This is a genomic window from Nocardia niigatensis NBRC 100131 (assembly GCF_000308655.1).
Taxonomy (GTDB): domain Bacteria; phylum Actinomycetota; class Actinomycetes; order Mycobacteriales; family Mycobacteriaceae; genus Nocardia; species Nocardia niigatensis.
The window spans coordinates 179,271-191,160 of sequence record NZ_BAGC01000003.1; the positions used below are offsets into that span (position 1 = coordinate 179,271).

13 protein-coding genes and 1 riboswitch are annotated in these 11,890 nt (G+C 69.1%); of the genes, 8 read left to right on the top strand and 5 right to left on the bottom strand.

What is annotated here, in order from left to right; all coding sequences use genetic code 11:
- The first annotated feature begins 14 nt into the window (after positions 1-14).
- From ON33_RS02345 to ON33_RS02355, 3 genes are all read left to right on the top strand, one after another.
- Entirely contained in the window at positions 15-2,573 is a 2,559-nt protein-coding gene (locus ON33_RS02345) for an ATP-dependent Clp protease ATP-binding subunit (RefSeq protein ID WP_040854576.1), read from the top strand.
- Between the two features lie 168 nt (positions 2,574-2,741).
- Positions 2,742-3,530: a phytanoyl-CoA dioxygenase family protein gene (locus ON33_RS02350; RefSeq protein ID WP_040854578.1), complete on the top strand. Its 789-nt coding sequence runs from the start codon at positions 2,742-2,744 to the stop codon at positions 3,528-3,530.
- Between the two features lie 75 nt (positions 3,531-3,605).
- Positions 3,606-4,529 (top strand): LLM class flavin-dependent oxidoreductase, encoded by a 924-nt coding sequence (locus tag ON33_RS02355; protein ID WP_040854294.1) that lies wholly within the window; start codon positions 3,606-3,608, stop codon positions 4,527-4,529.
- Here ON33_RS02355 and ON33_RS02360 read toward each other — a convergent pair.
- Together ON33_RS02360 and ON33_RS02365 are read right to left on the bottom strand one after the other, a co-directional pair.
- Complete coding sequence (locus tag ON33_RS02360) at positions 4,510-5,172, bottom strand: response regulator transcription factor (RefSeq protein ID WP_040854579.1); 663 nt, start codon at positions 5,170-5,172, stop codon at positions 4,510-4,512. The two genes, ON33_RS02355 and ON33_RS02360, sit on opposite strands and share 20 nt — an antisense overlap.
- 23 nt (positions 5,173-5,195) lie before the next feature.
- Positions 5,196-6,422, bottom strand: coding sequence for a sensor histidine kinase (locus ON33_RS02365; RefSeq protein ID WP_040854296.1), 1,227 nt, complete (start codon positions 6,420-6,422; stop codon positions 5,196-5,198).
- 125 nt (positions 6,423-6,547) lie between these two features.
- On the opposite strand from ON33_RS02365, the gene ON33_RS02370 reads away from it, so the two are divergent.
- From ON33_RS02370 to ON33_RS02385, 4 genes are all read left to right on the top strand, one after another.
- On the top strand, positions 6,548-7,444 hold the full coding sequence (locus tag ON33_RS02370; protein WP_040854581.1) for an ABC transporter ATP-binding protein: 897 nt from the start codon (positions 6,548-6,550) through the stop codon (positions 7,442-7,444).
- Positions 7,441-8,289, top strand: coding sequence for an ABC transporter permease (locus ON33_RS02375; protein ID WP_040854299.1), 849 nt, complete (start codon positions 7,441-7,443; stop codon positions 8,287-8,289). The genes ON33_RS02370 and ON33_RS02375 overlap by 4 nt, the downstream gene beginning before the upstream one ends.
- A 193-nt stretch (positions 8,290-8,482) precedes the next feature.
- Positions 8,483-8,923: an SRPBCC family protein gene (locus ON33_RS02380; protein ID WP_040854301.1), complete on the top strand. Its 441-nt coding sequence runs from the start codon at positions 8,483-8,485 to the stop codon at positions 8,921-8,923.
- Positions 8,924-9,024: 101 nt separating this feature from the next.
- Complete coding sequence (locus tag ON33_RS02385; protein WP_040854303.1) at positions 9,025-9,468, top strand: OsmC family peroxiredoxin; 444 nt, start codon at positions 9,025-9,027, stop codon at positions 9,466-9,468.
- Between the two features lie 58 nt (positions 9,469-9,526).
- Here ON33_RS02385 and ON33_RS02390 read toward each other — a convergent pair whose 3' ends face one another.
- From ON33_RS02390 to mhuD, 3 genes are all read right to left on the bottom strand, one after another.
- The gene (locus tag ON33_RS02390; protein WP_040854583.1) at positions 9,527-10,321 is read right to left on the bottom strand and encodes a CbtA family protein; all 795 of its coding nucleotides are present in this window, start codon (positions 10,319-10,321) and stop codon (positions 9,527-9,529) included.
- The gene (locus tag ON33_RS02395) at positions 10,318-10,512 is read right to left on the bottom strand and encodes a CbtB domain-containing protein (protein WP_040854304.1); all 195 of its coding nucleotides are present in this window, start codon (positions 10,510-10,512) and stop codon (positions 10,318-10,320) included. The genes ON33_RS02390 and ON33_RS02395 overlap by 4 nt, the downstream gene beginning before the upstream one ends.
- 30 nt (positions 10,513-10,542) lie before the next feature.
- A riboswitch (cobalamin riboswitch) is annotated at positions 10,543-10,709 on the bottom strand.
- An 18-nt stretch (positions 10,710-10,727) separates the two neighbouring features.
- Positions 10,728-11,039, bottom strand: a complete 312-nt coding sequence (gene mhuD / locus ON33_RS02400) for a mycobilin-forming heme oxygenase MhuD (protein ID WP_040854307.1) — start codon at positions 11,037-11,039, stop codon at positions 10,728-10,730.
- A gap of 103 nt (positions 11,040-11,142) precedes the next feature.
- Between mhuD and ON33_RS02405 the strand changes: the two genes are divergently transcribed.
- On the top strand, positions 11,143-11,886 hold the full coding sequence (locus ON33_RS02405; protein ID WP_040854584.1) for an alpha/beta fold hydrolase: 744 nt from the start codon (positions 11,143-11,145) through the stop codon (positions 11,884-11,886).
- Positions 11,887-11,890: the final 4 nt, after the last annotated feature.

Sequence of the window (11,890 nt, forward strand, 5' to 3'; positions counted from 1 at the left end):
AGAGTGAGGGAGCGATGTTCGAGAGGTTCACCGACCGCGCGCGGCGGGTCGTTGTCCTGGCCCAAGAAGAGGCCCGGATGCTCAACCACAACTACATCGGCACCGAGCACATCCTGCTGGGCCTGATCCACGAGGGCGAGGGAGTCGCGGCGAAGTCGCTGGAGTCCCTTGGCATCTCGCTGGAGGGTGTGCGTTCGCAGGTCGAGGAGATCATCGGTCAGGGCCAGCAGGCCCCGTCCGGCCACATTCCGTTCACCCCGCGCGCCAAGAAGGTGCTGGAGCTGTCGCTCCGCGAGGCGCTACAGCTCGGCCACAACTACATCGGCACCGAGCACATCCTGCTCGGCCTGATCCGCGAGGGTGAGGGCGTCGCGGCGCAGGTGCTGGTGAAGCTGGGCGCGGATCTCAATCGCGTGCGTCAGCAGGTCATCCAGCTGCTGTCCGGGTACCAGGGCAAGGAGCCGGTCGAGGGTTCCGGTTCGCGCGGCGAGCAGGGCACCCCGTCCACCTCGCTGGTGCTGGACCAGTTCGGCCGCAACCTGACCCAGGCCGCCCTCGAGGGCAAGCTCGACCCGGTCATCGGCCGCTCGAAGGAAATCGAGCGCGTGATGCAGGTGCTGAGCCGCCGTACCAAGAACAACCCGGTCCTGATCGGTGAGCCCGGCGTCGGTAAGACCGCCGTCGTGGAGGGTCTCGCCCAGGCCATCGTCAACGGCGAGGTGCCGGAGACGCTGAAGGACAAGCAGCTGTACACCCTCGACCTGGGTTCCCTGGTCGCGGGCAGCCGCTACCGCGGTGATTTCGAGGAGCGCCTGAAGAAGGTGCTGAAGGAGATCAACACCCGCGGCGACATCATCCTGTTCATCGACGAGCTGCACACCCTGGTGGGTGCGGGCGCGGCCGAGGGCGCGATCGACGCGGCCTCGATCCTGAAGCCCAAGCTGGCCCGCGGTGAGCTGCAGACCATCGGCGCCACCACCCTCGACGAGTACCGCAAGTACATCGAGAAGGACGCCGCCCTCGAGCGCCGGTTCCAGCCGGTGCAGGTGGGCGAGCCGACGGTCGAGCACACCATCAACATCCTCAAGGGTCTGCGCGACCGCTACGAGGCGCACCACCGGGTCTCCATCACCGACGGCGCGCTGGTGGCCGCGGCGACTCTCGCCGACCGCTACATCAACGACCGCTTCCTGCCGGACAAGGCGATCGACCTCATCGACGAGGCGGGCGCGCGCATGCGCATCCGCCGGATGACCGCGCCGCCGGACCTGCGCGAGTTCGACGACAAGATCGCCGAGGCGCGCCGGGAGAAGGAGTCCGCGATCGACGCGCAGGACTTCGAGAAGGCCGCGCGGCTGCGCGACAAGGAGAAGCAGCTCGTCGCCAAGCGGGCCGAGCGCGAAAAGCAGTGGCGCTCCGGCGATCTGGACGTCGTGGCCGAGGTCGACGACGAGCAGATCGCGGAGGTGCTGGCCAACTGGACCGGTATCCCGGTGTTCAAGCTCACCGAGGAGGAGACCACCCGTCTGCTCCGCATGGAGGACGAGCTGCACAAGCGGATCATCGGCCAGGAGGACGCGGTCAAGGCCGTGTCGAAGGCCATCCGCCGCACCCGCGCCGGTCTGAAGGACCCGAAGCGTCCCTCGGGCTCGTTCATCTTCGCCGGTCCGTCCGGTGTCGGTAAGACCGAGCTGTCGAAGGCGCTGGCGAACTTCCTGTTCGGCGAGGACGACGCGCTCATCCAGATCGACATGGGCGAGTTCCACGACCGCTTCACCGCCTCGCGTCTGTTCGGTGCCCCTCCGGGCTACGTCGGCTACGAGGAGGGCGGCCAGCTCACCGAGAAGGTGCGCCGGAAGCCGTTCTCGGTGGTGCTGTTCGACGAGATCGAGAAGGCGCACCAGGAGATCTACAACACCCTGTTGCAGGTCCTGGAGGACGGCCGCCTGACCGACGGTCAGGGTCGCACGGTCGACTTCAAGAACACCGTCCTGATCTTCACCTCGAACCTCGGCACCTCGGACATCTCGAAGGCCGTGGGTCTGGGCTTCGCCCAGTCCAACAACGAGGGCTCGAACTACGAGCGGATGAAGCTCAAGGTCAACGACGAGCTGAAGAAGCACTTCCGGCCCGAGTTCCTCAACCGTATCGACGACGTGATCGTGTTCCACCAGCTGACTCAGGACCAGATCATCCAGATGGTCGACCTGATGATCGGCCGCGTCGCCAACCAGCTGAAGAACAAGGACATGGAGATCGAGCTGACCCAACAGGCCAAGAGCCTGCTGGCCAAGCGCGGTTTCGACCCGGTCCTGGGCGCCCGCCCGCTGCGTCGCACCATTCAGCGCGAGATCGAGGACCAGCTGTCGGAGAAGATCCTCTTCGGCGAACTGGGCGCCGGTCAGGTCGTGGTGGTGGACGTCGAGGGCTGGGACGGCGAGGGCCAGGGCGAGAACGCCAAGTTCACGTTCACGCCCAAGGCCAAGCTGACCAAGAAGTCGGACTCCGGCGTCGAGGACAAGCCGGTCGCCGCGCTCGCGGGTGAGGCTCCGGCCTCCGCCTCGGGCGAGTAGAGCTCCGCTTCGGGGCGAATTGGCCTCAGCGACAACGAAAGCCCCGTTCTCCTTCGGGAGGGCGGGGCTTTCGCTTGTCCGGGTGAGAAATTCGGTGGCGGCGCGATCCTGGTATCGCCCATGCTCGGATGGCTGTCCGGAGGGGCCGGGCGCGGAAAGGGCGGCGGCATGCTCTCCGAGACGCAGATCGAGGAGTTCATCACCGAGGGATTCGTGAAGGTCGAGGGAGCCTTCTCCGCCGAGACGGCCGCCGCGGGCCGCGCGATCCTCTGGCGCGCCACCGGTTGCGACCCGGAGGAGCCGTCGACCTGGACCCGGCCGGTCATCCGGCTGTGGGATCATGCCGAGGAGCCCTTCGTGCGGGCCGTCACCGCGCCGCCGCTGCTCGCCGCCTTCGACCAACTGGTCGGTCCCGGCCGCTGGTTCCCCCGGAAAACCCTGGGCAGCTGGCCGATTCGCTTCCCCAGCCCGGAGCCCCCGGGTGACGACGGCTGGCATGTCGACGTGAGCTTCCCCGGCGACGCCGCCCCCGACGACTACCTGAGCTGGCGCGTGAACATCCACTCCAAGGGCCGCGCCCTGCTGATGTTGTTCCTGTTCTCCGATGTCGGCGTCGATGACGCCCCGACCCGGATCCGGGCCGGCTCGCACCTGCGGCTGGCGCCGGTGCTGGAGCCGCTCGGCGAGGCGGGCACCACCATGTTCGACCTGCACGAGTTCTACACCGCCACGGCCGATCTCCCCGAGGCCGTCGCGACCGGCCGGGCCGGCGACGTCTACCTCTGCCATCCTTTCCTGGTGCACGCCGCCCAGCCCAATCGCGTCGGCCGTCCGAAGTTCATGGCCCAGCCGCCGCTGCTGTTGCGCGAGCCGTGCGTGCTGGACCGTCCGGACGGCGCGTATTCGCCGGTGGAACGGGCCATCCGGCGCGGGCTGGCGCTCGGGGCGGAGCACTGAGTACGCGCCGAGGCGTAGCCGGGATGTGGTTTCCAGGCGGATGTTCCGGCCCCACGCCGGGCGGAGGGTGGAGGCATGGAACTCGGATTGCATCTGACGAACTTCGCCCTGGACACCCCTTCGGAACGGATCGGATCGCGGCTGGCGGAGGTGGTCCGCACGGCCGAGGACAGTGGTTTCTCGGTCATCGCGGTGGGTGACCATCTCTGGCAGAGCCCGTGGCTGGGCCGCGTGGAACAGAATGTGCTGGAGGCGTATTCGACGCTGTCGTTCATCGCGGCGCACACGTCGCGGGTGGAGCTGACCGCGCTGGTGTCGGGTGTGCACTATCGGCATCCGGCCATGCTCGGGAAGCTGGTCACCACCCTGGATGTGTTGTCCGGCGGCCGGACCTGGCTGGGGATCGGTTCGGGGACCTCCACAGGTGATGTGGAGGGCTACGGCCTGCCGTTCCCGCCGCTGCGCGACCGCTTCGAGATGCTGGAGGAGGCGCTGCGGATCTGCCTGGCCATGTGGACCGATGAGCGAGGCGCTTCGGAACGCGTACCCGGCAAGCACTTTCGGGTCGAGCGTCCGCTGAATGCTCCGCAGGCCGTGCGGAATTCGCCGCAGGGCGGGTATCGGCCGCATCCGCCGATACTCGTCGGCGGGGACGGCGAGCGCCGCACGCTGCCGCTGGTGGCCCGCTACGCGGATGTGGCGAGCCTGCGCCCCGGCCCGGATCTGCCCGCCAAGATCGCGCTGCTGGACCGGATGTGCGTGGAGATCGGCCGCGATCCGCGCGAGATACGCAAAAGCTGTGTCTTCGCCTTCGATCCCGGCCCGAGCGGCGGCGGCGTCAGCCAGGTGCTGGGGCAGCTGAAGTGGCTGGCGGACATGGGAATCGACCTGGTGATCGGCCGGGTGGCAGGCGTCGATGACCTCGCGGCGCTGGAGGTGCTCGGCCGCGAGGTGATTCCGGCGGTCGCGGAGTTCGGCGCTACTGCCAGCCCGGCCTGACCAGACCGGATTCGTAGGCCATGACGACGAGCTGGGTGCGGTCGCGGGCGCCCAGCTTCACCAGGATCCGGCTGACGTGGGTGCGGGCGGTGGCGGGGCTCATGTAGAGGCGGTCGGCGATCTCGGCATTGGTGAGGCCCTCGGCGACCAGGGCCATGACCTCGCGCTCGCGGTCGGTCAGTTCCGAGAACTCCGCCGCTGGAGCGGGTTTGGCGTGCGAGGCGAATTCGGCGACCAGCCGCCGGGTGACGCTGGGGGAGAGCAGGGCGTCACCACCCGCGACCACCCGCACGGCCTTGACCAGGTCGGCGGGTTCGGTGTGTTTGACGAGGAAGCCGGTGGCGCCGGCCCGCATGGCCTCGAAGACGTATTCGTCGAGTTCGAAGGTGGTCAGGACGACGACCTTCACGGTGGCCAGGCCCGGATCGGACGCGATGGCGCGGGTGGCGGCGAGGCCGTCCAGGACCGGCATGCGGATGTCCATGAGCACCACGTCGGGCACGAGTTCGCGGGCCAGGTCGAGGGCCTGCGCGCCATTGTCGGCCTCGCCCACCACCTCCACGTCCTGCTGTGCACCGAGCAGCGCGACGAAGCCCGCGCGCACCAGTGCCTGATCATCGGCGATCACCACCCGGATGGGCATGGGTACTTCCTCCAATTCGTCACTCACACAACCGGTTCGGGCCGGGCCAGATGGGTGGGCAGCCGGGCCTTCACCCGGAATCCGCCGTCCGCCTTGGGTTCCGCGGACAGCTGCCCGCCCAGGGCGTGGGCGCGTTCGGTCATGCCGGTGATGCCGTGGCCCCCGGTCGGCGACTGCGGCGCGGGCTGGCGGGTGGGCCGGGTGTTGTCGATGGTGAGCTGCAGCCGCTCGGCCGCGTAGTGCACGGTGACGAGGACGCTCGCGCCGGGCGCGTGCCGCACCACATTGGTCAGCGACTCCTGCACGATGCGGGCGGCGGCCACATCGACCACGGCCGGCAACCGACGCGGCCCGCCGGTCACCATGGTGTGCACCTCCAGCCCGGCCGCGCGGGCGGGCCCGGTGAGTTTGTCGAGGTCGGTGATGCCGATGGTGGGCGCGGTGGGCGCGGTCACCGTGGCGGTGCCGCCGCGGATGGAGCGCAGCAGCGCGTTCACCTCGCCGAGCGCGTCCTTGCTGGCGGATTTGATGGCGGCCAGCGCGGTGGCGGCCTGTTCGGGCTTGCGGTCGAGCAGTTCCAGCGCGACCGAGGACTGCACATTGATCAGCGAGAGGCTGTGCGCGAGCATATCGTGCAGTTCGCGCGCGATGGCCAGCCGCTCCTCGGTGACCCGCTGTTCCCGTTCGGCCGATTCCAGTGCGCGCTGGGCCTGTTCGCGTTCGAGTTCGGCCTGCTCCTTGCGGCGCGCCGCCTCCCCGCGCTGCCGCCGGGCGATGACGGCCGCGCGCCGCTGCCGGACGCCCTCGGCCGCCGCCGCGAGCACGAAAAGCCAGGCGAGCAAACCGAATTCCTGCCAGACGCTGGTGTGGTACCCGCGCCAACCGGGCACCGGCCACACCATGAGCAGATAGCCGATGGCCACGAACGGGTATGTGCGCCAGCGGGATCCGAGTACGGCGGCGGTCAGGAAGGCGACGACGAGTGACACGAAGACCGGCCCGTAGCCGTAACCGAGCAAGAGGTAGGCGACCGCGGCGGCGAGCGTCCCGTAGAACACCTCCAGCGGGTGCCGCAGGCGCAGTATCAACAGCACCGGACCCACTATGAGCAGCGCATATCCGACTACATCGAGCTGGCGCACCACCGTCTGGTGATGATTGGCCAGCGTTCCGAAGCCGAGTTGTATCGCCCCCACCGCCAGCGCCGGGAGCACATCGCGCCGCCCGAGCCTTCCCCCGCGTGTGTCCATAGCAGCACCGTAGCGCCGTCAGTGGGCAGCGGCATCGTGTCGCGGCCAAATACGTCAAGATACGTACGCCTGATCGCGCGTTGCGACGGATTCTTTCCCGTGCGCCGCAGCGGATCGTGGAGTCCATGAACGAAGCGATCGTCATCACCGATCGGCTGACCAAGCGCTACGGTTCCCATACCGCCGTGGACGCCGTGAGCATGAGTGTCCGCCGCGGTGAGATCTACGGTTTCCTGGGTCCCAACGGCGCGGGCAAGACCACCACCCTGCGCATGCTCGTCGGTCTCATCCGCCCGTCCTCGGGCGGCGCGACCGTCCTCGGGCGAAAGCCCGGCGACCCGGAAACCCTGCGCCGCACCGGCGTTCTCATCGAGGGTCCCGGCTTCTACCCCTACCTGTCGGGCCGGGACAACCTGCGTGTCCTGGCCCGCTATCGAGGCGTCGGCGACGACGCGGTCGCCGACGCCCTGGACCGGGTGGCCCTCACCGCCCGCGGCAGGGATCGCTTCCGCACCTATTCGCTCGGCATGAAGCAGCGTCTCGGGGTCGCGGCCGCCCTGCTCGGCCGCCCCGACCTGCTGATCCTCGACGAACCCACCAATGGCCTGGACCCGGCCGGCATGGCCGAGATGCGGGAGCTCATCACGGGACTCGCCGCCGACGGGCACACCGTCGTGCTGTCCAGTCACCTGCTCAGCGAGGTGCAGGAGATCTGTGATCGTGTCGGCGTCATCTCCGGTGGGCGCCTGCTGGTCGAGTCGACGGTGCGGGAATTGCGGGGCGCGGCCTCGCTGCTGGTGCGCGCGGAACCGCTGGAGGTGGCGTTCCCGGCGGTGCGCGCGGCGGTGGGGGAGCGGTCGGCGCTGGTGACCGCCAACGGAATTCGCGTCGACGCCGGCGCCGCACAGGCCGCCCTCGTGGCCCGCGCGGTCATCGAGGCCGGCGCGGAGCTGCACGAGCTGCGCAGCGACGAAAAGTCCTTGGAAGAAGTGTTTTTCGAGATGACGGAGGCGGCGAAATGACCGACCTGACGGCCGGCGCCCGGGCCGAACTGCTGCGGCTGCGCAAGTGGCCCGCCTTCTGGATCGTGCTCGGCACCTGGATCCTGTTGAACCTGACCTTCGCCTACCTGTTCAACTACCTGGCCTACACCACCGGCGGCGCCACCCGCATGTCCAATGGCCTGCCCCGCGAACTGCTCCTGCAGCAGATGCTGCCCGCGGCGGTGCCGGAGGTGTTCACACAGGGCATGGCCATGTTCGGCGGGGCGCTCATGCTGGTGCTGGGCGCGCTGGCGGTGGGCAGCGGATATGGCTGGGGCAGCTGGAAAACCGCATTCACGCAGGGGCCTTCGCGGGTGCACGTGATCGGCGCGGTGGTGCTGAGCCTCGCGGTGACCGTGCTGGCGCTGGTGCTGGCCGCCTTCGTGATCGACACCGGCGTGGCCGCGCTCATCGCCGCCAGCCAGGGGCAGTCCCTGGCGCTGCCCTCGGTGGGTCGGACATTGCTCGGAATCGCTTCGGGCACCGCCATTCTGGGCATGTGGACGCTGGCGGGCGCGTTTATCGGGGCGGTCGCCCGGGGGCCGGCGCTGGCCGTGGGCCTGGGTCTGGTGTGGGTGCTGGTGGTGGAGAACCTGCTGCGCGGCGTGGCCGTGATCTTCGCTCCCATCAGGGCCGTCACCGAACATCTCCCGGGTACGGCGGCCGGATCCCTGGCGGGCTCGCTGCGCACGGTGGGCGGTCCGGCCACCCCGGGCGTCCTGGATGTCCTGGGCCGGGGCGAGTCCCTGCTGGTGCTGGCCGCCTATGTCCTCGCCTTCGCGGCCGGGACGATCTGGCTGATCCGGCGTCGTGACATGGTGTGAGACAGGCGATACCGCGACCGCGCGCTCGCCCACGACAGCACCGGCCTCGGCCGGCCGGACCGGTGAATTCCCCAGCGCAGCGGCGAGCCTGGGAGATCGGGTGCCGGCACTGTCCAGGATCATCGACACCATCGTGCGGGCTCGGGTCATCAATCCGGGGTGATGGCGGGCCGGGGCGGTATCGTCGCGCCCCATGGACGTTGCGCCCCTGCGGCCACCCGACCTCGCCGCGCGACCGTTCTCCCTGGTCGCGGAACGCATCATGGCGGCCTCGCCCGCCGAGCTCTACCACCAGTGCACCCAGCAGTTCGGACTCTGGTTCGCCGACCCGGGTTCGATCCTCATGCGCGCCGCGGTGAACACGCCATTCTTCTTCACCGCGGGCGGCGGCCACCCGCACTACGGCAGATTCCTCCGCCTGGAGTCCGACCGGCTGGTCGAGCTGACCTGGGTCACCGACGCCACCCAGGGCACGGAAACCGTGGTCACCCTGGAACTTTCGGCGCACGGTGCGGGTACCGCGGTACTCCTCACCCACGCCGGCTTCCCCAACGCCGCCACCCGCGACCGGCATGAGAAGTCCTGGCCAAATGTGTTGCGGCAGTGGGACCAGCGGAGCGCCGCCGCGGTATAGAGTCTGCAAGCGTCCGGCGAGTTCATCACCGGATGAACCTCACCCGAAGGTTCGCGGCCCGTAGCGAAGCGGAGGGCAAATCAGACACCGAAAGGACAGTGATGCCTACACGTAGCGCGCGCACCGCCTGGTCCGGCGGCCTGCAGGACGGTTCCGGTCAGGTCGAGCTGATCAGCTCGGGCGTCGGCAAGTACGACGTCTCGTTCCCCAAGCGCGCCGCCGACGAGGCCGACGGCACCACCAGCCCCGAAGAGCTCATCGCGGCCGCGCACTCCTCCTGCTACGCCATGGCCCTGTCGGGTCAGATCGGCAATGCCGGCGGCACCGTGCAGAACCTCGACATCACCGCCGACGTGACCCTGGGCCCGGACCCGGCCGGCGGCTTCCGCATCTCCAAGATCAAGCTGACCGTGGTCGGCAAGGCGTCCGGCATCGACGAGGCCGGCTTCCTGGCCGCCGCCGAGGCAGCCAAGGCCGGCTGCCCGGTGTCGAAGGCGCTGACCGGCGTCGACACCATCGAGCTGGACGCCGCTTTCGAGGCGTAGACCCGGAATTCCCGGCCGACCCGTCCGGTCGGCCGGGAACGCCCGGTGCTACGTGGGATTACGAAATTGCCGGGACCCGAACACGATCCGCGTATTCGGTGAGTGCGGCGAAGGCCAGCCCGAGGGTCAGCCACAGGGTGCCGGTCTCGGCCAGCGAGGTGGCCCGGAACTGCCACAGCAGCGTCGCCGGGAAGTCCGACGGCACCTCGTCGACACCGGGCAGCGCGATATAGCCGACCGCGGCCACCAGCAGGAACGCGCCGATCCCGCCGATCAGACGGACCGTGTCCAGCCGGCCGCGCAACAGCTTGTACACGTACACGCCCGCGCCCACGGCCGCGAAGCCCAGCAGCACGGACGCGAACCACAGCCAGGTGCGCTCGTTGATCGTGTCCGGCTGACCCACCGCGGGCGGGTTCGCCGGGTATTTGAAGAACGGGACCGCCACGATGGCCAGCCAGCCGCCGCCCGCGAGGGCCAGGCCCAGCCGCGTTCCCGACAGACTCGTGAAGCGCCGCGCGACATTCGCGGCCGTGGCGAGAATGGCCCCGACGGCCAGCCCGAACAGTCCGAGCGCCAGGAACTGACCGGCCTTCTGCCCGGTCCGGCTCACCAGTGGTTCGTCCTCGTCCCCGTGCGAATGCCCGGAGCCCTCGGCCTGCCCGTGCGCGTGCCCGTCGCCGGAAGTCTCGGCCTTGGAATGGGATTCCTCGAGGCTGATCGCCGCTTCGATCTTGGGCTCACCGACGAAATAGCCGACGGTGGCGGCGAGCAGGCCGGCGATCACGCCGGCCAGCAAGCCACGCAGCAGGAGCGTAGTGAGCGAACCCTGAAGTGATCGGGATTCGCTCAGTGACACGGGACGCCCAGCAGGTGCCGTCCGTCATGCATGAGCTCGTGCATGTACATACCGGTGCGCGAGATGGCACCCTGATCGAAGCCGACCAGGTACAGCGTGAGCAGTGCGAGCAGAACGACGCCCGCGGAGACGAGCAACGCGGTGAGCGCGTCGCCGCCCCGGCTGGGGTTGTGGACGATGGCCATTCGAGTCCTCCTGGGGGATTTCGCGTCCCCGTCGAAACGGATACGACGGTGCCGGTGTCTGGCTCCCCCGGCACCGCCGGACTCGGCTGGTGCTCGGAATTACAGTGGCGCGACCGCCCCGGAATCACACCGGGTTACGCGTCACCGTCGTGTCTTGCACTTCGAAGAGTGACATTCCCGTCGGCTCTGCGTCAACACGTACCGGGCGGCGCTGATCAGGCGTTCTTGCCCGCCACGTCCAGGACGACCTCGAATTCCAGCAGCGACGCACCGGTGGCGACCGGCTTGCGCGCCTCGCCCGCGTGCGCCTCGCGCGCCGGGCCGTCCCGCCACGCCGCGAACGACTCCTCCGAATCCCACTGGGTGACAACGAAATACCGGTTGTCACCGGAGACCGGGCGGAGCAGCTGGAAGCCCAGGAAGCCGGGCGAGTTCTCCACCGCGTGCGCGCGGTGCGCGAAGCGCTGCTCCAGTTCGGGGCCGGCGCCCTCGGGGACCTCGATTGCATTGATCTTGACGACTGCCATGGGTGCGAATGTACTCCGCGCTCGCGCACGTATCGTTCGAGGTGGTAACCGACTCTCGGAATTTCCGGGGCTTCCCGAATTCCCAGCACCCATGGTCGAGGCGATGTTGTACGACGAAGGCGGCGCGGGCGCGCCGATCCTGCTGCTGCACGGTTTGATGGGCAGTGCCCGCACCTGGCGGGCTCAGCTGCCCTGGCTGCGCGAATACGGGCATGTTTACACCTTCGACGCCGCCGGTCACGGGCGTCCCGTGCCCGCGGAGCTCACCACCGAGGCGTTCGTGGCCGATCTGGCCGCGGCGACCGCGGAGATCGCCGAACCCATGGTGGTGATCGGGCATTCGATGGGCGGGCTGCACGGGTGGATGTTCACCGCGGCGCATCCGGATCGGGTGCGGGCGCTGGTGGTCGAGGATATGGCGCCGGACTTCCAGGGGCGCACCGCCGAGAACTGGGCGGCCGTGATTTCGGCTTGGCCGCAACCGTTTCCGGACGAGCGGGCGGTGCTGGAATTCTTCGGCCCGGTCGCGGGACGCTACTTCCTCGACTCGTTCCGGCACGGTCCCGACGGCTATCGGCTACACGGTGAGGTCCCGACCTTCCGCGACATCTCCGAGGAATGGGGCACGCGCGATTTCTGGGCGCAATGGAACTCCATTACCGTCCCGGCCCTGCTGATCGAGGGTGAGTACACCATCACGCCGCCGGGGCAGATGCGGCGGATGGCCGAGCTGCATCCGGATGCCCGGCACGTCGTCATTCCGGACGCGGGCCACCTGGTCCACGATGATCAACCGGTCTCCTACCGGGCCGAAGTCGAGGACTTCCTGCGCCGCGCCCTCGTTTGATGGC